A 22,080-nucleotide genomic window follows, 5' to 3' on the forward strand; every position below is an offset into this window, starting at 1 on the left:
TGGGCGACATGCATTGGTCTGCGTCTTCGGCACGAAAAAGGCGCGACGAATATCGCCGCGCCTTTCAAAATTCAGATCCCTCTCCAAGCCAGGTTCAGGCATTGGAGCCTCCGTCGCGCGTCCGAGGGACGTCCCGATGGCTCAGGCAGCGCGGAGGTTGACGGCCTTGGGGCCTTTGCCCATGCGGTCCGGCTCGACGTCGAAGGTGACCTTCTGGCCGTCGACGAGCGTGCGCAGGCCGGAGGCCTCGATCGCGGAAATATGGACGAACACATCCTTGGCGCCGCCATCGGGCGTGATGAAACCGAAGCCTTTGGTCGCGTTGAAGAATTTAACGGTGCCGGTCTGGGCCATTGGGGAAACTCCTTCACCCGTTCAGTCTTTGGTGGTCCTGCCCGCCGCCTGGCGCAAAGGGCAGTTCCCGGTGGTTGCTTCGGCAGTCATGCATTGGCGCATGGTCAAAACCCCCCGCCGAAAACGGGGCCGTCAGAGATTCACAGTATCGGGGAAAGGTCGTCCAAAACGTTCCGCTCTCCGGGTCGCAAATGCCCGAACACGGAATTTATCGCACGGAAACGTGATGGTTGCAAGATAGCGCCGCGGGCCGCCGCATTGGCGCATCCCGACGCATGGATCGACTGACCTGAACATCGATCGGCTCGGCATAGGCTTGCTTGCCGGCGGGGTCATCGGCCAGAGCCGGGCCACGAATGGGCCAGATGTCGAGGTGGCCGAGGAGGCTGTCGCCAACCACGGCCCAGGCGCCGTTTCCGGCTGAAAGGGCTGCAAACGGGGGTTGCAATTGGCAAGGGAATGGCGAGGATCGGCAACCGGGGACGCGATCGTGGGAGATCATCATGAAATTTCTGGCGGCAATCTTTTCGCGGCAGGGTTTTGTCATCCTGTTGCTGTCGGCAATTCTTGCCGCCTGCACGGTCGTGGTCGATGACGGACCGGGGCCGCGCCCGCCACGGCCCGAACCGCAATATTGCAGCAAGCAGTACGAGCCGGTCTGTGCCCGCCGCGGCGGCGACCGCCAGACCTTCGCCAATGCCTGCCTTGCCGACCGGGCCGGCTATCGCATCGTGCGCGACGGTCCGTGCCGCGACGGTGGCGGCGGTGGCGGTGGCGGTGGTGGCGGCGAAGAGCAGACGTTCTGCACCCGCGAATATGCGCCGGTGTGCGCGCGCCGGCACGGCGAGACGCGTACCTTCCCCAATTCCTGCGAAGCCCGCGCCGCGGACTATCGCGTCGTTGAAGACGGGCCGTGCTGAGGTTCTCATTTCCCTATCCGGTGGGAGAATTGGCGTAAGGCAAACGCCGAGGCAGATAGGTATTATGTGGCCTCTTGCTGATGAGCCATTGATCTGGGAATATCGGAAAACGGACTGACTTGGTTGCCGAAAGCAAAGCCCAATCCAATTGCTATTTTTGGGCACCCTCTATGGTGAAAATCTCTGTGGACCCTTCTGACGAATTTTTAGCTTTGATAGAGAGAAGAGCATGCCTTTAGCAGAAGAAATATCCTCGGCGCGAAAACTTATCTATCGTGACGGATATGATATGTCGTTTGGTGAGATATCGACATTGTATGAGAAGGATGAGCTGGTAATTAATCCTGAGTATCAGCGACTCTTCCGTTGGGAAGAAACGCAAAAAACGAGATTTATAGAATCTCTTCTTTTGAATATCCCAATCCCGCCGATATTTGTTTTCACGCGGCCTAATGGTAAGTGGGAACTTGTTGATGGGTTGCAGCGGGTCTCCACGCTTCTTCAATTCCTTGGTATTTTGCGGGAGGAGGCCTCTTTTGTGTGCGATGGAACTAATCTCCTGCCCTCGTTAACTGGAGTTAGATGGCCGACAAAAGAAGAGCAAGATATCGATGGCGCCAATCTGCCGGTAGATGTGTTGTCGCCAGCGCATCAACTTACGATTAAGAGGTCGAGAGTCCGTGTAGAAATACTTGGGCCTGAAACGGACGCAACAGTTAAGTTTGAGCTGTTTCAAAGGCTGAATACGGGCGGCTCAAATCTATCTGAGCAGGAAATTAGGAATTGTATAATTTTCTCTCTACGTCCTGAGCTTTTGATATCTCTGCGCAACTTGTCACAGGATGACAATTTTACGGAGATGGTTCCGGTTGGTGGGGTTAGGGAGTCTCGACAGTATCTTACGGAGCTTGTTCTTAGGATACTTGTCTATAGGAATTTTCCATACAACAGTAGGCTTGACGTTCACGAATATCTTGACAAGAGCTCCATTGCAATTTGTGAAAATTCTGCCTTTGATATAGATGCAGAGCTGAACGTTATTCGTGGAGCATTTGATATAATTTGGCAAGCTAAGGAATCTGAAGCTTTTGAAAAGAATAATAGGTTCTCTTTGGCATACTACGAGTTTATATGCTTGGGTGTTTCAAAATATATTAATCGGGGTGGCGACGATGTGGATTTTGTTCGGCAGAGGATAGATGATATTCCAAATCACCCTCAAATTGAGCAAAATACTGGTGCGGGTGTTCGAGGTACCCAGCGTCTGAGCAATCTAATTTTCGCTTCGGCGGAACAATTCTTTCAGCAATGAAAGTCCGTAGCATCTATCATTTTTCTGAGTTGATGGATAATGAATTTTCTTGGAGAATTAAAGAGATATCGATTTTTAAGAGACTTGTTCTATCTGGCCATGAAGAACATAGGAAATGCCTTCGGCGGGCGGCGATCCCTATCATTTATTGTCACTGGGAAGGGTTTGTAAAAACGGTTGCCGACCATTATGGAAGTTTCGTTTCCGACCAAGTCGCAAAGATGTCGGATTTGAAGAGCTGCTTTATGGGCCCGATGCTTAAGGCGAAATTTGACGACATTGTTGGGTCGAAGAGATCATTCAAACTTTGGCACGAAGGCTCAGAGTTGGTGAAAAAACTTGCTGATGAGAAGCCTAAAATTTCTCTATTTGGTCGTCTCTCACACGTCGGAAATCTTAACTATGACGTTTTCTCTGAGATCGCCTATGTCTGCGGACTCGACATGACGTACTACGAGACCAAAAAGAATTTTATCGATGAAATTATAGTCGCGAAGAGAAATAAGGTCGCCCATGGAGAATTCCTTCAGTCGGATGAGGCGGAGATCGTGGAAGCCATTGATCTTGTGATTGAGATAATGCGTACGCTAAAAACTGATTTGGAGAATGGAGCTGTGTTAAAATCTTATCTCAACTAGATGATGAGCTCGTGTTCCCTACCCCGACATAGGCCTTGCCCTTCAGCAGGGCGGCCAGATGGGCGGCATTTGACGCGGCCATCTCGATCATGACGGCGACCTTCTTCGGGGTCTTCGGCAAGTCGACATAGTTGACGTCGCCCATCGCCTCGCCAACCCAGTAGACGCCGCCATTGGCCGGAATGGTGAAGCTGACATCGTTGAGCGCCTCGAAGCATTCGGCGTGGCAATGATGGGCGCCATCTTCGTTGCCGACGATCGCCACCAGCGCCACCTTGCCGGCGGCCGGCATACGGCCCTTGCCGTCGGTTTCCTCGAGAAAGGCGTCCATGCGCTCCATGACGCGCTTGGCGACACTCGATGGCTGGCCCATCCAGATCGGCAGGCCGAGGATGAAGATGTCGGCGGTGACGATCTTCTCGCACAGCTCCGGCCAGTCGTCGCCCTTACCCATGTCGGAGAAAACGCCGAGCCTGATGTTATGATCGTGGGCCCGGTTGCGCGGGAGGATTGCGTCCAACCGTTTGGGGAGAACTCTGTGGAAGTGCGCGGCGCTCCTCACACCCCTGCCGGATACGCCCCGTCGGCCGGGCCAGCGTAAAGCTCGCTGCCATCGTCGTCGCAAATGCGCAGGCGATCGGGGATTTGCGGCATGGCCAGCGTGTGGAACAGCGCGGTGGCGCCCTGCAGCGCGGCACGCAGGTTCGGCGCTTCCAGCGACACCTTGTCGAGCGTGGCTTCGTCGGCGTCGCGCGACCGGTAGAACTCGATGACGAAGTTCAAGCGCGCCTCCGTGGCAGAGCATTGCGTGGGCCTTCTCAGTCAGTCAATTCGCCGCCTCACACAGCGGAGAGGGCGCACGAGGCGCGCCCTCCAGTTTGTCAGCCCTTCGATTTCGGCTTCAGGCTGCTCTCGGCCTGCTTGACCGACGAGCCGAACGGGGAGGCGGGCTTGGCCACGACCTTGTCCTTTTTCGGCTTGCGCGTCTCGCGGTTGCTTCGCTGTTGACCCTTGGACATGGTGTGTGCTCCTGTTGCGTGTTGGCTCGGCTTTGCGGTGGGGTCTCAGACGACCGGGTCGTTGGCCGGTTCGAGATTGTCTTCGGTGGTGACCCGCTCATGGGTCTCCTGCTCGCTGCGGATGCGGTATTGCGGCGAGCCGTCCTTGACCGGCAGCCTGCTCTTGATCTGGAACAGTTCGGCGGTCTTCTGAACCAGGCCGGTGCGGTTCTTCATGCGCACGGTCTGACCGATCGCAAACTGGTGCGCGGGCGTGTCGGTGCGCGGGCGCGCATTCTGCTGGAAACGGATCATGCTGCATTCTCCCTGTCGCGCTTCAGCGCTGTTTCGAGTTCGAGGTAATCGATGGCGACAAGCTGGCTGGTGGGCGGGTTTTTCACTGCCCTTGCCGGCAGATGGATGAAGGTGGCGACGCGGCGCCAGGCAAGCCGGGACATGCCCTCGATCAGCTCTTCGTCGTGATCGATGTCGTAGTCGCCGGCCGGCAGTTGCCCTTCCAGTCCGCCGAGCACGAAAGGTGCCGCGAAATGCACGATGGAGTGGGTGGTGCGGTCCGGCATTGTCTTACCTATGCAAAGCAGCGGTGCTGAAAGCAAAAAAGCGGGACGAGCCCCGCTTTCCTATTTCCGGCAGTCGCTGGAAGGAAGCCGCTTTCGAGAGCTGCCAGTACATCCGTGGTCAGCGTTCATCGAATTCGGCCGGATCAGATCAATTGCAAACTGGCGGCCGACTCGCGGCCCTTGGTGTCGCGCTCCAACTCGAACCGTAGCTTCTGGCCTTCGGCGAGGCCGGGAAAGCCGGCGCGCTCCAGCGCGCTGACATGGACGAAAACGTCCTTGCCGCCATCGGTTGGCTGAATGAAGCCAAAGCCCTTCTGGCCATTGTAGAACTTCACGGTTCCGGTGTTCATGTGGGTCTTTCGAAAGAATGAGACATGGCCGCGGAGCGAATAGGCCGCGCGCCCGGTATCGATGATTTGGAATGAGATTGGCGGGTCGAGAACCTCTGACGCCGCGAGATGCCAATTCTGGCCCAAAACGATCCTGTCTATATAGGCTGATAGGGCTGATTGTTCAAGAAGATTCATGAAGAGCTCGGACGACAGCAAAAAAATAGATCGCTATAATTATTTGAAAAATCCTGATATGGCTCATTGGCTTTCAAAAAAATGCTTAAATTTACGCTGGGTCGATTTTCCCGGCATTTGCATTTTATTTGTTCCCCCGGAAAGGACAAAAACATGGTTTCCGTCAAAACCCCGAGAGGCACGACCGTAGCGATCAACCCGATCATCAAGCCAACCAACATACACGCCGGTGCCGCCGGCCCGACCGGCAAGCCGATGATCGTCAAGTCGGCACGCCTGACCATCAGAAGCGATGAGGCGGCAAGGCGAACGATCGCCGATACCGATGGCACCGTGAGGCGGGCCAGACAGGTCGCCGAGACCAACCGCCTGATCTGACCTTCGCCACCGATGGGAAGGGCTGGACCCCAAGCGAAGCCTTGAACCTGCCGCGCCGATGGCCTAGATCGCCACAGGCGGACAAAACACGGCAGGTTTCCCATCAACAGAGATCAGAGACGAGCGGCGGGCACGGGAGCCAGATCTGGCGCTGGAGGACAGCCACCGCTGGGGCTTGACCAGCGTGTGCAGCAAGCGCTGCAGCTGCATCAAGCCGGGCGCCGGCAAGAGGCCGAGGCGATCTACCGGCAGGTGCTGGCGCAGAAGGCCGATCACGCCGCCGCCGCGCATTTCCTCGGGTTGCTGCTGCACCAGACCGGGCGCAGCGCCGAAGGACTGGACCTGATCGAACAGTCGGTGCACCTGCAGCCCGGCAATCCGGATTTTCAAAACAATCTCGGCACGGTGCTGCGCGACCTCGGCCGGGTCGCTGCAGCCGTCGACTGGTTCCGCAAGGCGGTGACGCTGCGGCCCGATCAGTTGGCGGCGCGCGACAATCTCGGTTCAGCGCTGAAGCAACTCGGCCAGTTCGAGGGCGCCGAAGAGATCTATCGCGGCACGGTCGGGCGCAACCCTTTCCACGCCCGCGCCCGCATCGGTCTTGCCGAAACGCTGCAGGAAGCGGGGCGCCTGGACGAGGCGCTCGCCGTCTTCCGCGAAGCGCTGGCGATCCGGCCCAAGGATGGCGACCTGCTGCATGGGCTCGGCGTCGGGCTGATGGAAAAGGGCAAGCTCGATGAAGCGGCCGACCTGTTCCGGCAAGCGCTGGCGGTCGATCCCGGCATGGCGAGAGCCTGGCTGATGCTGACGCAGGTCAAGCGCCAGAAGGAACGTGATAGCGAATTGACCAGCATGGAGGCTCAGCATGCCAAGGCGCCGCAAGACAGCCTGGCGCGCATGCAGTTGTCCTTCGGTCTCGGCAAGGCCAATGACGATCTGAAGGATTATGGCCGGGCCTTCGATTATTTCGCCGAAGGCAATGCGATCCGCCGCAAGGGCATCGACTACGACCAGGCCAAGACGCGGGCCGAGTTCGAGGCGATGAAGGCAACCTTCGATGCCGGCTTCTTCGAAAAGCACAAGCCCAGCTCAATCAGCGACGACACGCCGATCTTCGTCGTCGGCATGCCGCGCTCGGGCACGACGCTGGTCGAGCAGATCATCGCCAGCCATCCCCAGATCTACGGCGCGGGCGAGCTCAGCATCCTGAAAACGGCGGTCGGCAGGCAGTTTCCCCTGACCATGAAGGGCGGGTTCCCGGCAGGGATCGCCGATATGCCCGACAAGGCCTTTGCCGAGGCCGGCGAGGCCTATCTCGACATGCTGCACGGCCGCTATCCCGGCTTCAAGCATGTCACCGACAAGATGCCGGGCAACTTCCTGCTGATCGGCTTCCTGCATCTGATGCTGCCGAAGGCCAAGATCGTCCATTGCGCACGCGATGCGGCGGCCACCTGCCTGTCGATCTACAAGGTGCATTTCCGTGGCGACAGCCATCGCTATGGCTACGATCTCGGCGAACTCGCCGATTTCCACAATCTCTACACCGATATCATGGCGCATTGGCACACCGTGCTGCCAGGCGTCGTGCATGATGTGCGCTATGAGGATTTCGTCGCCGACCAGGAAGGCCAGACGCGGGCGCTGATCGCCCATCTCGGCCTGCCCTGGGACGATGCGGCGCTGTCCTTCCACGAGACCGACCGGCCGGTGCGAACGGCTTCCGCCGCACAGGTGCGCCAGCCGATGTATCAGGGCTCGGTCGATCTGTGGAAGCGCTATGGCGACCGGCTGAAGCCGCTGCTGGATAGGCTGGATTAGCGGCCTGGTTGCAGTTTAGGCGAAGGGCCACGTCGCGGCATGGATCCCATGGTCTGCGCCGCGTCGCTTCGCTCCTGGCTCCGCCATAGGATGACGAAGCGATGGAAGCGCCGCGCGAAAGGAACTCGCGCGACGCGCTTGGAGTATTTCGTGTGCGGGCCTACAGCTCTATGAATGGCTTGAAGCCACCGAAGATCATGCGCTTGCCGTCGAACGGCATTTTCTCCCAATCGGCCTTCAAACGCGGATCTGCCATCACCTTGGCCATGACGGCATCGCGGCTCTCCCGCGATTCATAGACGGCCCAGGCGAAGACGACGATCTCGTCGTCCTTGGCCTGCACGGCACGCGGGAAGGACGTGACCTCGCCATAGGGTACGTCGTCGCCGATGCATTCGACATAGGCGAGCGCGCCGTGTGCCATCCATATAGGGCCTGCGAGATTGGCCAGCTTCTTGTAGTCGTCGAGTTTTGCCTTGGGTACGGCAAGCACGAAGCCATCGACATAGGACATTGTGGGTCTCCTCGTGGAAGTTCAAAGCGCCCCACCGGCGCCAGCCGGTGAGGGACCTGGCCGTTGGCGATAGATCAGGCTTTCTTCGTCGGCGCGTTCATCGCCCACTCGACGCCGAACGGGTCGCGCATATTGCCCCACTGGTCACCCCAGAACATGACCTGGAGCGGCACAGCGACTTCGCAGCCGGCATCGACGGCGCGCTTCCACCAGGCATCGATGTCGTCGCTGCCGAGATGGAGCTGCATGGTGTAGCCTTGCGGCTTGACGGCGGGCATCCCGTTTTCGGGATAGAAATCGGAGAGCATCAGCGTCGAACCGTTGATGTGGAGATGGATGTGCATGGTGCGGCCTTTTTCGTCCGCCGGATAGGCAAAGACCTGCTCCGCGCCGAAGGCCTTCTTGTAGAATTCGGCGGCCTTGAAGGCGCCATCCAGCTGCAGATAAGGGGTCAATCCGCCGAGCACTTTGGCCGCGGGCTGAACGGGGGTCTGATCAGTCATGTCTTGCTCCTCTTTGCGTTTGGCTTGGCCTTGCGAGACATAGGACGCATGAGATGACGGCGATCCTACATGGCCTCGAATTTTCTTCGAAGGCTGTGTCTGGACGGACCGGGCAACCGGCGGGCTTGAGCGAGAGGCGTGAAATGAACTTGCGCCGACGCCCCGCAATCAGAGCGCAATTCTCGCAGCTCCCGGTCTAGAACAGGTGGATCATCCGATGCTTCCTCAACTCCTGAGGCGACCATGATCCTCTACTATCAGACCCACTCACCCTTCGCGCGCAAGGCGCTCGTCTTCGCTCATGAGGTCGGTATTGCCGATCGGCTCGAGGTCATTCATCACGAGACCAGTCCGACGTTGCACAATGCCCGCGTCTACGCCGAAAATCCCCTCGGCAAAGTACCGGTGCTGCTGCGGCCCGACGCGTCGCCGATCTTCGATTCCGATGTTATCTGCGCCTATCTCGACACGCTGCATGATGGCCGCAAGCTGCTGCCGCAAGACGGCGAGGCGCGCTGGCAGGCGTTGCGGCTGCAGTCGGTCGCCCAGGGCCTCGCGCAGACAGGCATAGGCTTGCGCTGGGAGACGGACAGGCGACCCGAACAGCTGCGCTACAGTGCTCTTGCCGACGGATTCCGCGAAAAGATCGAGGCGAGCTACGACTGGATCGAAAGCATGCTGGACGACGAGGCACCGCTCCATGTCGGCCATATTGCGCTCGCCACCACCTTGTCCTGGATGGCGTTCCGGCACCTTCCGCCTTTTCGCTCACGGGCGCGACTGATGCGCTGGTTCAAGGCTTTCGAAAAGCGTGTATCGATGCAGGCGACGCCGCTTTCGGGCGATACGCATGACTGATCAGCGGGCGCCTCGATCAGGGTGCTCTGCAGATACGAGGGCCGTTCTGCGGATCGATGACGATTTCGGGCCAGCCGATGTCCTTGCGCAGTTCGATCGGCAGTGAAAGGAGGGCGCGCTCGCTGCGATAGCGGGCGCGAGCCTGCGCGTAACGGGTGGCAGCGCGACCTATGGATGACAGGGTGAACATGATGCTTTCTCCTCGGTTGAAGCCGGCATCATCGTGTCGGCATCCCAAGGACGTGGCGCGTGGCGGTCATCCGACAGACGGTCGAAAATTTTTGCTGGCAGCGTTTGATATCTTATTCAGGCGCTGCCGAGCGGCGCCTACGCAACCTTGAGCGTTGGGATGGCTGAAACATCGACTTCACGCTCCGCGTGCCAGGCATCGAAAGCCGCCTGCATTCGAAGCCAGATCGCGGCGCCGTCGCCGAACAGCTTCCCGAGGCGAGCGGCCACAGCCGGCGAAACCGACTTCTTTTCGCGGATGATGTCATAGAGTTGCTGCCGGGAGATCCCGAGCAGATTTGCAATTTCCACCTTGGTCTTTCCAGTTGCCGGGATAATGTCCTCAAGCAGCGCTCCCGGGTGGGAGGGACAACGCTCAATAGGACGCGTCGGCTCGTGCACAGTCATAAGTCTAACGTCTCCAATCTGGCCGCCTCAGTGGTATTGCTCGAAATCGACGCGGGCGGCGTCCTTGCCGTCGAACTCGAATGTTATGCACCACGGGCCGTTGACGTGGACCGTGTAACGGATGGGATCGAAGCCTTTCAGCAGGTGGAAATCGAAGCCGGGGAGGTTCATCTCTTCCGGCTTCTCTGACGCTTCCAGGCGGTCAAGCCGGACAAGAATGCGCTTGTGCATCTTGGCGTCGATCTTGCCGGTTTTTCCGGTTTGAAAGAGGTCCGATAGCGCCTTGTTCTTGAAGGACTTGATCATTGATATATGTAAACAGATTGCTTACACAGATCAAGAGGCTGTAAGCAAATAATTTACACGCCAGTCGCCCTTCATGGTCCGTGGGCCTCATCCTGCCGCCTTGGCCACCGAGCGGAAGAACTCCTCGGGATCTTCGACTTCAATCAGGCGCCGCTTGTCGATCAGCAAGAAGCGGTTGCCGACAGCGCGGATGAAGGAGCGGTCGTGCGAGGCGAGCACGCAGCTTGCCTGATGCGCCAGCAGCTCGGCTTCCAGCGCTTCCTGGCCGTCGATGTCGAGATGGTTGGTCGGCTCGTCGAGCAGGTAGAAGTTGGGATTGGCGAGCCTGAGCGCCAGCATCATCAGCCGTGCCCTCTGGCCACCGGACAGAACGCCGATCTTTTTCTCTTGCATCTCGATGACCACGCCAGCGCCGGCCAGCAACGATCGTGCGCGCTGCTCGCCGACCTCGTAGCGGCGTGAGACCAGCGCCAGCGGCGTGTCGTCGCCGCTGATGCCGGACAGCGCCTGGTCGCTATAGCCGAGCACGGTCGACGGCGTCACCTTCACATTCGGCACCGTGTCCGGTTCGACGATGGCATTGCGGATCAGGGTAACGAAGCGCGACTTGCCGACGCCGTTGCGGCCGAGCAGCACGATGCGGTCGCCCTGGCAGATGTGGCGCTTGCCGGTCCGGAACAGAAGCGTGCCGTCGGGCGTTTCCACCGCCGCGTCGTCGAGCGTGATCAGCACCTTGACGTGCGTGCCGCGATTGGCCAGCCTGATGGCACCGGCCGATTTCTCGCGATGCGCCGGAGCCGCCGCCTCTTCCAGCCTTTCCGCGCGCTGGTTGAGCTGCTTGGTCTTGACCGTCAGCAGATCGCTGCCCGAATTGATGCCGATGTTGTTGAGCTTGGCCGCCTGCCGGCGCAATTGCTGTGCCACCTTCATGTCGCGCTGGAACTTGCGCTCCGTCGAGGCATCGACTTCGTCGAGCGCCTGCCTGGCGCGGGAATAGGGCAGGGCAAACACCGGCGACTGTTCCGGGCGCAAAAACAGCGTCCGGTTGGTGGTGGCGTCGAGAAAGGCGCGGTCATGGCTGGCGATCACCACCGGCACCTCGCGCGGCAGCGTGTTGAGCCAGCTTTCGAGCTGGCTGATCCGGGCCAGATCGAGATGGTTGGTCGGCTCGTCGAGCAGCAGCACGTCCGGATCGGTGACCCAGACGCGGGCGATCAGCGCCAGCCGCTGCCAGCCGCCGCTCAGCGCCTGCATTTGCCGTTCGCGCATCGGCTCCGGCACATCGAGCGAATCGAGCACCACGTCGACGCGCCACATCTCGCTCTCGGCCTGCTCCGGCGGCAAGGCGTCAGCGACCACTTGATGGAACGTGCGGGTGAGAAGGGCCGGAGCAACGGACTGTTCGACATGGCCGACGCGCAGGCCGCGCGTGCGGGTGATGTCGCCGGAGGTCGGTTCCATCTCGCCGGTCAGGCATTTGAGCAAGGTCGACTTGCCGCGGCCGTTGGCGGCGACGATGCCGAGCCGGTCGCCGGTGCCGAAGGTGAGGTCGAGGTTGGAAAACAGCGGCGCACTCATGGTGACGCCGAGGGATTTGAGGCTGATCAGGGCCATTTTGATTTCTCTGGTCTTGGCCGCCTCTTTGTCGGAGCATGATCTTTTCCGAAAACCGGTTCCCACTTTTCGGGATCATGCTCTAGCGGCTCAATGCACTTTGACGGTGCGCCTACCAGCCATCAGGCTCGGCGTTGCGGCACCACGAAGGGCAGACCAAAAAATCGAAGCGGGAAAACCCGGACCGTCCCTGGTCAGCCCTGCAAGCAAGCTCGCAGGGCAGAAATCGGGCCACGCTGACGATGGTGACGAGAAAAATCGAACACGTGAGCCCTCCTTTCAAGACGTTCGAGTGTGCGGACTGACTACACCAAGGGCGTGGCGGATGGCAAGACTACCGCTTTCGCCCGGCCCGGGAACGGATCGAGCACCAGTATGCAGCCGCCGATGATCGCGACAGCGCCGAAGCCCTGGATTACGGTCAGCGACTCCCCAAGCATGCTGGTGCCGACCAACACCGCGATCACGGTCACGGCGAATTCGACGCTGATCGTCCTCGTCGCGCCGATACTGGCAACCAGCCGAAAATAGACGATGTAGGTCAACGCGCTCATCAGGCAGGCGAGGACAGCGAGATAGAGGAAGTCGATGGCGCGCGGCATCGCTGGCACCGGTACGGCGAGAAGCAGTGGCAGCGTCATCAGGCCGCCTAACAGGAAGGCGGCGCTGGTGAGTTCCCACGAGCCGGCCGAGCGCAGATGTCGGTTTGCATAATTGCTGCCGAAAGCGGCCGAGAAGGAACTGAACAGAGAGGCGGCGCAGCCGAAAGCGAAGGATGCCGTGATCGGCACTGCGGGAAAACCGACCAGGACGATGATGCCCAAGGCGCCGAGCAGTAGTCCGGCCAACCCGCGAACGGTGATGCGCTCAAGCCCCCATAGCTGGCCGAGGATCATCGAGAACAGCGGGATCGCGGCAACAAGGATGGCCGCCACCGCCGTGCCGATGCGCGGGGTGGCATAGGATAGGCCGACAAGCTGCGCGGCAACCGTCGTCGCGCCGACAACGGCGAAGCGCCGCCAGCCGGCGCTGAAATCGAGCCGGCGTCGGGTCGCGGCGGCAAGCAGCAGGAGCGTGATGCCGGCGATCAGCGAGCGCAAGGTGACCGCGCCGACCCAGCCGAAGGCGTGCACCACCTTGAGCAGCACAAGGAACGACAAGCCCCAGGTGATGGCCAGGAAGATATAGGCGGCGATGTCCGTGGGTTTCATTGTGCGGGCGGCCGTGGGAGTTTCTTGCGGTAGGGAGCGGCGAAGCTGCCGTGGCCCGTATCGCTTCGACTGGCAACTGACAAGGCTGGGAGCGTGGTCCAGCCAGTCAACAGTATGACTCCAGGCCCTACCGTCCCGGTCTGCCTGTCTTCCCCGGCCGGCGCTTTTCACGGCGGGCGTCGCCAGGATCCTCATACGAACCAATGCCGGCGCGCTCACGCTTGACCGGCTTGTCACCCTCGATCGGCGTCTCGGTCCGCCGCACGGTCATCTCATCGAGTGAGTTCTTCTTGAACAGCGGTTTGGTTGCGTCGCCGGGGATGCCGAAATCGGAACCATGCGCCTCTTCCGCCGACTGTTTCTTGAACAGCGAGCGTGACACCGCACCCGCTGGCGTTGGCATATCGGTGCCCGGGCCCATCGCGTCGAGCGACGGCTTCGAAAACAGCGGCTTCTTCACCGGAACGGCGCCATCGGCGCCCATCTCGTCGAGATCAGGCTTGCGGAAGAGGTTAGGACGGGCAGCCTTGGTGGCCTCTTCGGCGGCGCGTGCTCGGTCGAGCTTGCGAAAACGCTCCTGTTCCTCTGATGTACGATGTTTGGCCACGCCCTTGTTGTGCTTGCCCTTTTCGCGACCCGAAACCGGGCTTTCCATGTCGGCGTATTTGGCCAGCGGGTCTTCGGAGATGGACAGTTCCATCTCGCGCAGCCGCTTGATCTCGTCGCGAATGCGGGCCGCTTTCTCGAAGTCGAGATTGGCGGCGGCGTCGCGCATCTGCTTTTCCATGGCGTCGAGATGGGCTTTCAGATTGTTGCCCATCATGGCGCCGGCGCTGTCGGTGAACTGCGAGATGTCGGCGCGGACATGGTCCTTCTCGTAGACCGAGTCCAGAATGTCGGAGATGCGCGACTTGACCGATTCCGGGGTGATGCCGTTGGCTTCGTTCCACTCCACCTGCTTCTCGCGGCGGCGGTTGGTCTCGGCCATCGCCCGCTCCATCGAACCGGTGACCTGGTCGGCATAAAGGATGACTTTGCCATCGACGTTTCGGGCGGCACGGCCGATGGTCTGGATAAGCGAGGTTTCCGAGCGCAGAAAACCTTCCTTGTCGGCGTCGAGAATGGCAACGAAGCCGCATTCGGGAATGTCGAGGCCCTCGCGCAGCAGGTTGATGCCGACCAGCACGTCGAAGGCGCCGAGGCGCAAATCGCGCAGGATCTCGATGCGTTCCAGCGTGTCGATGTCGGAATGCATGTAGCGGACGCGGATGCCTTGTTCGTGCAGATACTCGGTCAGGTCCTCGGCCATGCGCTTGGTCAGCACCGTCACCAGCGTGCGGTAGCCGGCCTTGGTGGTGTCGCGGATTTCGCCGACGACATCGTCGACCTGGCTCTTGGCCGGGCGTACTTCGACCGGCGGATCGATCAGCCCGGTCGGGCGGATGACCTGTTCGGCGAAGACGCCGCCGGCTTGTTCCATCTCCCACGCGCCGGGCGTTGCCGAGACGGCGACGGAGAGCGGGCGCATGGCATCCCATTCCTCGAAGCGCAGCGGTCGGTTGTCCATGCAGGACGGCAGACGGAAGCCGTATTCGGCCAGTGTCGCCTTGCGGCGAAAGTCGCCTCGATACATGCCGCCGATCTGCGGCACGGTGACGTGGCTTTCGTCGATGAAGACCAGCGCATTGTCGGGAATGTACTCGAACAGGGTCGGCGGCGGATCGCCCGGCTGGCGGCCGGTGAGATAGCGCGAATAGTTCTCGATGCCGGCGCAGGAGCCGGTGGCCTCCAGCATCTCTAGGTCGAAGCGGCAGCGCTGTTCCAGCCGCTGCGCTTCCAGCAGGCGACCGGCGCGCTCCAGTTCGACCAGTCGGTGCTTGAGCTCTTCCTTGATAGATTTGATCGCCTGGTTCAGCGTCGGGCGCGGCGTCACATAGTGCGAATTGGCGTAGATCTTGACGCTTTTCAGCTCGCCGGTCTTCTGGCCGGTCAGTGGGTCGAATTCGGTGATCTGCTCGATCTCGTCGCCGAACATCGAAATGCGCCAGGCACGATCTTCCAAGTGGGCCGGGAATATCTCGATCGTGTCGCCGCGCACGCGAAACGAGCCGCGGACGAAATTGATGTCCTGCCGCTTGTACTGTTGGGCAACGAGGTCGGCGAGCAGAGCGCGCTGGTCGAGCCGATCGCCGATCTGCATCTGGAAGGTCATCGCGGTGTAGGTTTCGACCGAGCCGATACCGTAGATGCAGGACACCGAGGCGACGATGATGACGTCGTCGCGCTCCAGCAGCGAACGCGTCGCCGAGTGGCGCATGCGGTCGATCTGTTCGTTGATCGAGGATTCCTTCTCGATGAAGGTGTCGGTGCGCGGAACGTAGGCTTCCGGCTGGTAATAGTCGTAATAGGAGACGAAATACTCCACCGCGTTATCGGGGAAGAATTTCTTGAACTCGGAATAGAGCTGGGCCGCCAGCGTCTTGTTCGGTGCCAGGATGAGAGCAGGCCGCTGGGTCTCCTCGATCACCTTGGCCATGGTGAAGGTTTTTCCGGAGCCGGTGACGCCGAGCAGCACCTGGGTGCGGTCGTAGTTGTCGACGCCTTCGACCAGATCCTTGATCGCCGTCGGCTGGTCGCCGGCCGGCTCGAAATCCGACACCATCTTGATGGCGATGCCGCCTTCGGACTTTTCCGGGCGGGCAGGGCGGTGCGGCGTCCACAGCACACCGTCCTTGTGCAGCGGATTGCCGGATTCGATCAGCGCCGACAGCGCTGCCACCGTCGCGGTGACGCTGCCCGAGGCCATCGTCTCAGCGTCTTCCAGCGAAATGTCGAGACCGGCGACCGGATTGAGGCCGGCTGCCGTGCGTTCGCGCGCCGATGCCGCGCCACCCATCGAGGTGCCGCGTGCGGTGCGGCCGGGCGAAGACGAGCGTTCCGGAATCTTTTTCTGCGATTTGGCGCCGCCACCTTTGCCTGTGGCGCGGCCTTCCTTCTCGGCCTCCTGCTCGATCTGGTCGGCCCAATCCGCGATCGAACCGGACAGCGGCGTGCCCGACAGCTCTGGCTGGGGCATCTCGGCGAAGCCGCCTTTGTGCAGCGGCTCGGAAGCGTGGAGGAAATCGGTCAGCGGACTGCGCCGCTTCGGCGCGGCGCGGTCGTCATTCGCCGTCGGCGGCGTTTTTTTATCGGGAGATTTGGCCATGTCCCGAATATGGGATTTCCTGGCCAAAATGGAAAGAGCGCGGTGGGGAGAGGCGAACCGGACAACGTGGCTCCTGACAGTAGGCTGTCAGGAGCAGGCGCGAAAGATGCGGCCGAATGCCCGTTGGTACTACGCGCCCCGGGCGGCCGATGCGACCTGCGTCGGCGAAGACGACAGGCGCGGCACCACAACGAGGCGTTTGATTTTGCCCTTCTTGTAGGCGGCGAGGAAGCGCGCATAGTCCTTGAAGGCGACGCAGCCGCTCGACTGGCCGTAGCGGCCTCGAAGCAGGTAGGTATGGGCCAGAAAGCCGTCGCGATTGTATTTGTTGCGGCCATCGACCGGTGTCAGGCGCAAGGCCTCCACACCATGAAAGCGCGTCTCGCGCAGCGACAGATTGTAGGTGTTGGGCGGTGTCGGTCCGCGGTTCTTCTGGTTGGCATAGCGCGGCTGGTCCGTCATGGCGCCGATGCCTGAATGCGCCTCGAGCTTCGAGCCGTCAGGCATGTAGACGGTCCCGGCGCTGATGTCGTAAACGGCGACGCCATTGCTGGCTCCGCTCCTGGACCCTGGCGAGTTGAACAGGTTCCTGAAAGCCTTGCCGAGGCCACCCGAAGGCGTGTCCGGCTTGGCATAGGCCAGCACGTTGCCGCCATCGGCCGGCCGTCCTTGCCGGGCCGGTTTGGCCGGTTGGGCAGTCTGGGCTTGCTGGACGGTCCCGCGAGCCGGCTTCGGTTGCTGGACAGGATTCGGCTGCTGGACAGGTTTGGACTGCTGTACAACCTTGGGCTGCGGTGCGTCGAATTGTGGGCGCCGGGTCGGCAAAGGCACATCGTCGGTGAGCGCGTCCGGCAGCGAGGCAGCATCGCCAGGTTGTCCGTGCTGGGTTTCGACAGGCGAAACCGCGACGTCAGCCGATGATTCCTCGATCGGCAGCGGTGAGGCAAACGCCTCGTCGTCGACCGGCAGCGACTGCACGAGGGCCAGCGCCAACTGCGAATTATCCGGCGTCTGCGAATCCGACTGGGCAAAGCCCATCGGTTGCGGCGCGGTTTGCACGACAGCGGAGCCGGTATCCAGCCGGGCGAAACGTTCGGCCGCCGGAGCCGGCATGTCGTCGGACAGGCTGGCCATGACCTGGACGGACGGCACCAGCGACGCCTCGGCAATTTGCGGCGCGACGGTGGGAATAACAGGGTGCACCGGCGCGTTGGCCACGACTACGGGCTTTCCAACGCCGGCAAAGGCAGCGGCGAGCTTCATTGGCGAAAGCGACGCCTCCATGCGCTCGAAACGCTCCTGCGACTTCGACTTTGCACCAGTGGGAACGGGCTTTGCCTGCGCCACAAGGCGCGCGGATTTCTCCGCCTGCGGGCTCAACCGGGCAAGCTTGAAGCAGCTGGCGCCGCACTGCACGGCATGGTCGTGAAGGGCCTGCGTGCCGCCATGGGCATTGGCAAGTACGAAGGGTGCTCTCAAAAAATGCTGCTTGAGCGGATCGGCAAGGGCAAAGGATCCCGGCATCGACAGGGTCTGCGGAAGGCCACCTGATGTCGCCGACAGCGAGGCGCCGACGGAACTGAGGCCGGCCATGGTGCCGATCAGCCACAGGCCAACCGCAGCGCTGATACCGGGCACGGCGACCCAGCGGACGATCCGTTCAGGGGTGAAGGAAGAGGAACGCGGCGCGTCGCAGGCGGTCACGCCGTCCCAACGCTCGTCCCCGACAATTTTTTTACTCAACAACGCCATGCAACCAATCTTGCTCCAACCGGTTTCCCCGTACGTGGCCTTGAGAGCCGCGACGACCATTCTGTGAGTGATCCCAGGTGGTCCCCGACGCGTTTGCCGCGTCTGTCTTTGGTTGCCGATTGCTTCAAAATATGGACAAAGTTGGTTAATTAATCCCTCTCAAAACCAACGACGAGATGTGGATTTGGGCCAAATCAGGCTTCGTCCACGGCCAGGAAAATGGTGTTGTTGCCTCTCCGAGATGGTTTTGCTGCCTGTTTTTGACAGCCGAGTCAAGCAAAACAGCCCTTGCCAATTTGTGATAGAGGCAGGTCCGGCGAGCCACGCGGTGATCGCAGGGCGATTTTGCGAGGCCGAAAAAGCCGATGGCATCGGCAAATTGTCGCTGTCCGGCCCCAAATTCCTCGCCCAGACGGCCGCCCCGGACGGCCATCGACTCGTGTTAGGAGCCTGGCTCGCTCCGGTCACAAGAATCCCAGCCGGAGACGACCGCCCTCAATTGAACCACAGCGCAAAGGTCAGGAACCCGCCGCCGCCGAACTGGCGCTGGATCTGGTCGAAATCGCTGCTGGAGACGATCTCGCCGCTTTCGAGGTAGGGCGCGATGGCCGGGCCGGTGATCGACAGCACCAGGTCGAAGTTTTTGGACTCGTCGAAGAAGCGCTTCATGTTGATGCCCTTATCGGCAATGCGGAAATGCGGCAGCAGCACGCGGCCTTCCAGGAGGTCCTCGGCCATGGTCAAGGTGGCGAGCCAGGCCTGGACCTGCTCCTCGCCGACTTCGAGGCCGGTGAGTGGGTTCTCGCCCTTCTGCTGCGGTCCCGGCAGCCATTCGCGGTCATTGTCGGTCTCGGCGCGGATCGCCTTCCAGTCCTCGCGTGACAGCCGGATCATTTCCAGCAGATGGCGGCGTGCCGCTTGCCGGCGCTCGGGTTCGACCACCGGCCAGTTGACGAGATGCACCAGCGAGATGAAATCGGCGATGCGCCACTCCGACGAGAAGATGCTGCTGCCCATGTCGCCGGCCGGCGGCACGAGAATATCCTGCAACGGCAGCTTGGCGCGCGGGAACAGCATGTGGAACGAGCCGTCGAAAGTGCTCCGGAAATCATGCGCCAGCCAGAAATCGGCCTGCGCCATCAGGAACTCGGCATAACCCTGCAGCCAGAAACCATCGGCGCGGTCGAAGCGGAATGTGAGCGTGGGGGCGGCGTCGTCCGACGAGATGCCGCCGCGTGATAACGAGGCGATGATCGCCGCCATGCTTTCATCAGGCGCGATCGTGCCGTCCTCGTTGAGGTCGATGCCGGCATGGGTGAGGTCGATGGCCATGCCGATATCGGCGTCCGCCGGCACCAACGCAAAGGTGGCGGCCGATTTTTCCAGCCGGTCGCGGAAGGCGACCAGAATGGCGCGGAATTGCTCATAGGTCAGCGGCTCGGGATTGGGATTGTCGGGCACCGGCAGCCGCATCAGCGGCAGCACGAAGGATTGCGGGCTTTCGAAGCCATGACGGTGCAGGCCGCTGGCCAGGATCTCCAGCGCGGTGAAGAACTCGCCGGCGCCGGCGGCGTAAGCTGATGCCGGGTCTTTTGGCGCGGCGGCCTCCAGCGTCGACAGGGCGCTGTCGCGCGCGGCCACGGTCTTCGCCTCGAACAGAGCGGATGCCGCTTCGGGCATTGCCGCCGACGCGGAAGACAGCGGCACAATCAGCATGAAAGCGGATGTCAGCAGGCTTGCCAGTCGTGTCATCTTTTCCCCCCAATATTTGTCGCGCAGAGCAAATATACACCATTTGCAGCGTCGCGCTTCAACCCGCCCCGCGGACGGTCTACACAGGGCAAACAATTGGGCGCCGCGTGTCGAATTATCCGCTTTCCTACAAGCTGTCCTGGCTGCCGCGCTTCCTGAAGCCGTCGCTGGCCGGTGACGAGCAAGACTTTGCGCCGATGGCCGGGACGCTGATGGATCCGCCGCCAAAGCAGGCGGTACGGCTGGCCTTCGTCGGCGATATCTCGGCTGTGGCCAACCGCAGCGCGCCGGACTGTGATCCGGAGATCAAGGCGTTGCTCGGCGCTGCCGATCTGGTGATCGGCAATTGCGAAAGCCCTGTTGTGGACAGACCAAGCGCGGTGCTGGGGACGAGGCTCGGCACGCATCATGCGATGAGCGTGCGGTTCCTGGCCGAGGCGCTCGCGGCGGTCGGCATTGCGCGCGAAAAGCTCGTGCTGTCGTTGGCCAATAACCATGTGCTCGACCAGGGCGTCGCCGGTTTCGACGTGACGGTCGCGGCGTTGCAGCGGCTTGGCATCCGCATGATCGGCCTGGCCGCCGACGGCCCGGTGGTGCCTGTACAGGTCGGACCGCTTGATATCGGCTTTGCCGCCTTCACGCTGTGGCGCAACGTGGATGAAAACCTGTTCGCCGGGCGCGTGTCGATGGACAGCGATCCGGCTCGCTGGACGCATGACGGTGTCGATCTTCTTTGCGCCGTGCCGCATTGGGACTGGGAGTTCAGGCATTTTCCGCGTGCTGCAACACGAGCGCTGGCCAAGCGGCTGGCCGGGCAGGGGGTCGGGCTGATTGCCGGCCATCACGCCCATGTCGTGCAGCCGGTGGAGAGGATCGACGAGACGATCGTCGCTTATGGGCTCGGCGATTTCCTCGGTACCGCCTTTGCCCGCCAGCCATGGCCCGGTCGCATCGGCTGCATCCTCATTGTCGATGTCAGTGCCGATGCCGGCACACGCGGCGCCATTGCGTCTTACCGGCTGCATCCCTTCATGCGCCTGCGCCCCGGCGACCATGAGCGGCTGGTACCGGTGAAGGCACTGGTGGGGCAAATGCGCGGCAAGGCCGAGGGCCGGCTGAGAGCGATCTTTCCTGCCTCTTCAAGCGAAGAGGACGTCACCGCCTAACCATCTGGCGGCCCCTGCAAAACCGGCTATCATGCGCCGGCAGAGGCAAGCTGGCGGGGGTGGCGGTGGAAACAGCAGATTTCATGCCTGGCGACGCGGTGATTGCCGGTATCCGGAAAGACATCGGGGCCTATGAGGCGGCAAGGGCGTCCGCGGTCCGCCAGGTGCGCTGGCGGGTGCCACTGTTCGTCGGCCTTGTGCTGGTGTTCGTGGCGCTGGTCGCCTGGCTGTTCAACAAGGTCGCCGACCCCAACGAGCAATGGTTCTCGACGCCACATGTGTTTCTCTATGGCATCGGCCTGGTGGCTTCGAGCGTGCTCTACTTCGAGGCCATGAGACCGGCGACGCGGCTGCAGCAATCTTTCCGCGAGACTCTGCTGCCAATCATCTTCGGCTTCATCGCGGATATGCGTTACCAGCATGGAGGGAGGCCGAATTCTTTCGACCGGCTGCCGCGCGAGGCGGTCGGCGCCTTCAACAAGCAGTCGTTCGACGATGTCGTTTCGGGCCGTTACGAAGAATTTCCGTTCGAGCTTTACGAAGCAGAACTGCGAGTAGGGTCGGGCAAGGATTCATCGCGAGTCTTCAAGGGTGTCATTGTTGCTTTCGAAGCGATCGAGCCGTTCCCGGGGGTATTGGTGGCAACGCGCCGGACCAATGCGGTCGTCGGCTTCTTCCGCGGCATGTTCGCCAGCAAGATGCAGGACTTGTCGTCCGGTGTGCCCGAACTCGACGCCGCCTACGAATTCCGCACCGACAACGCCGAGGCGGCGCGGCCGCTGGTGACCGGCCGGCTGGCGCAGGCACTGAAATGGCTTGGCGAAACTTGGCCGGACGACCCGGCCCGCGTCGCACTCAACGGCAGCGACGGTTTCTTGCTGTTGCCGCAGACGAAGAACTTCTTCGAACTGCCGGATATTTCAGTGCCGCTCGACTACACCACGCATGTCGCGCCGATGATATCAGACATGGGCGCGATGCTGGCGACGGCAGCGCTGGTGCGCAAGATCGGCGCGAAGGACAAGATCGGCTAA

25 protein-coding genes are annotated in these 22,080 nt (G+C 61.3%); 8 read left to right on the forward strand and 17 right to left on the reverse strand.

The annotated features are described in order from the left end of the window. Nucleotides 1-141: 141 nt before the first annotated feature. On the reverse strand, nucleotides 142-354 hold the full coding sequence (locus NKI73_RS04385; protein WP_006202520.1) for a cold-shock protein: 213 nt from the start codon (nucleotides 352-354) through the stop codon (nucleotides 142-144). Nucleotides 355-857: 503 nt separating this feature from the next. On the opposite strand from NKI73_RS04385, the gene NKI73_RS04390 reads away from it, so the two are divergent. The 3 genes from NKI73_RS04390 (at nucleotide 858) to NKI73_RS04400 (ending at nucleotide 3,224) form a co-directional block, all read left to right on the forward strand. Next, nucleotides 858-1,274: a Kazal-type serine protease inhibitor family protein gene (locus NKI73_RS04390; protein ID WP_352627625.1), complete on the forward strand. Its 417-nt coding sequence runs from the start codon at nucleotides 858-860 to the stop codon at nucleotides 1,272-1,274. A 229-nt stretch (nucleotides 1,275-1,503) separates the two neighbouring features. Further along, nucleotides 1,504-2,586 (forward strand): GmrSD restriction endonuclease domain-containing protein, encoded by a 1,083-nt coding sequence (locus NKI73_RS04395; RefSeq protein WP_352627626.1) that lies wholly within the window; start codon nucleotides 1,504-1,506, stop codon nucleotides 2,584-2,586. Then, nucleotides 2,583-3,224 carry an MAE_28990/MAE_18760 family HEPN-like nuclease gene (locus NKI73_RS04400; protein WP_352627627.1) on the forward strand — a complete coding sequence of 214 codons (642 nt, stop codon included), beginning with the start codon at nucleotides 2,583-2,585 and terminating at the stop codon, nucleotides 3,222-3,224. Before NKI73_RS04395 ends, NKI73_RS04400 begins: the two co-directional genes overlap by 4 nt. On the opposite strand, the gene NKI73_RS04405 is transcribed toward NKI73_RS04400, so the two are convergent. The 6 genes from NKI73_RS04405 to NKI73_RS04430 form a co-directional block, all read right to left on the reverse strand. Further along, on the reverse strand, nucleotides 3,217-3,744 hold the full coding sequence (locus NKI73_RS04405; RefSeq protein ID WP_352627628.1) for a flavodoxin family protein: 528 nt from the start codon (nucleotides 3,742-3,744) through the stop codon (nucleotides 3,217-3,219). The two genes, NKI73_RS04400 and NKI73_RS04405, sit on opposite strands and share 8 nt — an antisense overlap. A 38-nt stretch (nucleotides 3,745-3,782) precedes the next feature. Beyond that, on the reverse strand, nucleotides 3,783-4,007 hold the full coding sequence (locus NKI73_RS04410) for a hypothetical protein (RefSeq protein WP_352627629.1): 225 nt from the start codon (nucleotides 4,005-4,007) through the stop codon (nucleotides 3,783-3,785). A 98-nt stretch (nucleotides 4,008-4,105) separates the two neighbouring features. Further along, nucleotides 4,106-4,243 carry a hypothetical protein gene (locus tag NKI73_RS04415; RefSeq protein WP_164482279.1) on the reverse strand — a complete coding sequence of 46 codons (138 nt, stop codon included), beginning with the start codon at nucleotides 4,241-4,243 and terminating at the stop codon, nucleotides 4,106-4,108. A 45-nt stretch (nucleotides 4,244-4,288) separates the two neighbouring features. Continuing rightward, complete coding sequence (locus tag NKI73_RS04420) at nucleotides 4,289-4,537, reverse strand: hypothetical protein (RefSeq protein ID WP_352627630.1); 249 nt, start codon at nucleotides 4,535-4,537, stop codon at nucleotides 4,289-4,291. Continuing rightward, the gene (locus tag NKI73_RS04425) at nucleotides 4,534-4,803 is read right to left on the reverse strand and encodes a hypothetical protein (protein ID WP_352627631.1); all 270 of its coding nucleotides are present in this window, start codon (nucleotides 4,801-4,803) and stop codon (nucleotides 4,534-4,536) included. Before NKI73_RS04425 ends, NKI73_RS04420 begins: the two co-directional genes overlap by 4 nt. 143 nt (nucleotides 4,804-4,946) lie before the next feature. Then, nucleotides 4,947-5,153: a cold-shock protein gene (locus NKI73_RS04430; RefSeq protein WP_352627632.1), complete on the reverse strand. Its 207-nt coding sequence runs from the start codon at nucleotides 5,151-5,153 to the stop codon at nucleotides 4,947-4,949. A gap of 330 nt (nucleotides 5,154-5,483) precedes the next feature. On the opposite strand from NKI73_RS04430, the gene NKI73_RS04435 reads away from it, so the two are divergent. Next, a complete protein-coding gene (locus NKI73_RS04435) occupies nucleotides 5,484-5,708 on the forward strand; it encodes a hypothetical protein (protein ID WP_352627633.1) in 225 nt (74 codons plus the stop codon). 186 nt (nucleotides 5,709-5,894) lie between these two features. Further along, on the forward strand, nucleotides 5,895-7,529 hold the full coding sequence (locus NKI73_RS04440) for a tetratricopeptide repeat-containing sulfotransferase family protein (protein WP_352627634.1): 1,635 nt from the start codon (nucleotides 5,895-5,897) through the stop codon (nucleotides 7,527-7,529). A 160-nt stretch (nucleotides 7,530-7,689) separates the two neighbouring features. Here NKI73_RS04440 and NKI73_RS04445 read toward each other — a convergent pair whose 3' ends face one another. Together NKI73_RS04445 and NKI73_RS04450 are read right to left on the reverse strand one after the other, a co-directional pair. Beyond that, complete coding sequence (locus tag NKI73_RS04445) at nucleotides 7,690-8,043, reverse strand: DUF1428 domain-containing protein (protein WP_352627635.1); 354 nt, start codon at nucleotides 8,041-8,043, stop codon at nucleotides 7,690-7,692. Between the two features lie 74 nt (nucleotides 8,044-8,117). Next, nucleotides 8,118-8,546 carry a VOC family protein gene (locus NKI73_RS04450; RefSeq protein WP_352627636.1) on the reverse strand — a complete coding sequence of 143 codons (429 nt, stop codon included), beginning with the start codon at nucleotides 8,544-8,546 and terminating at the stop codon, nucleotides 8,118-8,120. Nucleotides 8,547-8,789: 243 nt separating this feature from the next. On the opposite strand from NKI73_RS04450, the gene NKI73_RS04455 reads away from it, so the two are divergent. After that, nucleotides 8,790-9,404 carry a glutathione S-transferase family protein gene (locus NKI73_RS04455; protein ID WP_352627637.1) on the forward strand — a complete coding sequence of 205 codons (615 nt, stop codon included), beginning with the start codon at nucleotides 8,790-8,792 and terminating at the stop codon, nucleotides 9,402-9,404. Between the two features lie 16 nt (nucleotides 9,405-9,420). Here the strand turns inward: NKI73_RS04455 and NKI73_RS04460 are convergent, their stop codons facing one another. The 8 genes from NKI73_RS04460 to NKI73_RS04495 all read right to left on the reverse strand — a co-directional run bounded on the left by NKI73_RS04460 (nucleotide 9,421) and on the right by NKI73_RS04495 (nucleotide 19,880). Continuing rightward, on the reverse strand, nucleotides 9,421-9,594 hold the full coding sequence (locus NKI73_RS04460) for a hypothetical protein (protein WP_352627638.1): 174 nt from the start codon (nucleotides 9,592-9,594) through the stop codon (nucleotides 9,421-9,423). Nucleotides 9,595-9,731: 137 nt separating this feature from the next. Continuing rightward, nucleotides 9,732-10,040 carry a HigA family addiction module antitoxin gene (locus NKI73_RS04465; protein WP_352627639.1) on the reverse strand — a complete coding sequence of 103 codons (309 nt, stop codon included), beginning with the start codon at nucleotides 10,038-10,040 and terminating at the stop codon, nucleotides 9,732-9,734. Between the two features lie 27 nt (nucleotides 10,041-10,067). Next, nucleotides 10,068-10,346, reverse strand: coding sequence for a type II toxin-antitoxin system RelE/ParE family toxin (locus tag NKI73_RS04470; RefSeq protein ID WP_352627640.1), 279 nt, complete (start codon nucleotides 10,344-10,346; stop codon nucleotides 10,068-10,070). Nucleotides 10,347-10,433: 87 nt separating this feature from the next. Continuing rightward, nucleotides 10,434-11,960, reverse strand: coding sequence for an ABC-F family ATP-binding cassette domain-containing protein (locus NKI73_RS04475; RefSeq protein ID WP_352627641.1), 1,527 nt, complete (start codon nucleotides 11,958-11,960; stop codon nucleotides 10,434-10,436). A gap of 305 nt (nucleotides 11,961-12,265) precedes the next feature. Then, nucleotides 12,266-13,171 carry a DMT family transporter gene (locus NKI73_RS04480; RefSeq protein ID WP_352627642.1) on the reverse strand — a complete coding sequence of 302 codons (906 nt, stop codon included), beginning with the start codon at nucleotides 13,169-13,171 and terminating at the stop codon, nucleotides 12,266-12,268. Between the two features lie 127 nt (nucleotides 13,172-13,298). Continuing rightward, a complete protein-coding gene (gene uvrB, locus NKI73_RS04485; protein WP_352627643.1) occupies nucleotides 13,299-16,376 on the reverse strand; it encodes an excinuclease ABC subunit UvrB in 3,078 nt (1,025 codons plus the stop codon). A 129-nt stretch (nucleotides 16,377-16,505) separates the two neighbouring features. Further along, nucleotides 16,506-18,128 (reverse strand): DUF2778 domain-containing protein, encoded by a 1,623-nt coding sequence (locus NKI73_RS04490; protein ID WP_352627644.1) that lies wholly within the window; start codon nucleotides 18,126-18,128, stop codon nucleotides 16,506-16,508. Between the two features lie 495 nt (nucleotides 18,129-18,623). Beyond that, nucleotides 18,624-19,880: a hypothetical protein gene (locus tag NKI73_RS04495; protein ID WP_352627645.1), complete on the reverse strand. Its 1,257-nt coding sequence runs from the start codon at nucleotides 19,878-19,880 to the stop codon at nucleotides 18,624-18,626. 107 nt (nucleotides 19,881-19,987) lie between these two features. On the opposite strand from NKI73_RS04495, the gene NKI73_RS04500 reads away from it, so the two are divergent. Together NKI73_RS04500 and NKI73_RS04505 are read left to right on the forward strand one after the other, a co-directional pair. Next, the gene (locus NKI73_RS04500) at nucleotides 19,988-21,046 is read left to right on the forward strand and encodes a CapA family protein (protein WP_352627646.1); all 1,059 of its coding nucleotides are present in this window, start codon (nucleotides 19,988-19,990) and stop codon (nucleotides 21,044-21,046) included. Between the two features lie 65 nt (nucleotides 21,047-21,111). Beyond that, nucleotides 21,112-22,080, forward strand: coding sequence for a hypothetical protein (locus tag NKI73_RS04505; protein WP_352627647.1), 969 nt, complete (start codon nucleotides 21,112-21,114; stop codon nucleotides 22,078-22,080).

This window comes from Mesorhizobium sp. M0496, assembly GCF_040321205.1.
Taxonomy (GTDB): Bacteria; Pseudomonadota; Alphaproteobacteria; order Rhizobiales; family Rhizobiaceae; genus Mesorhizobium.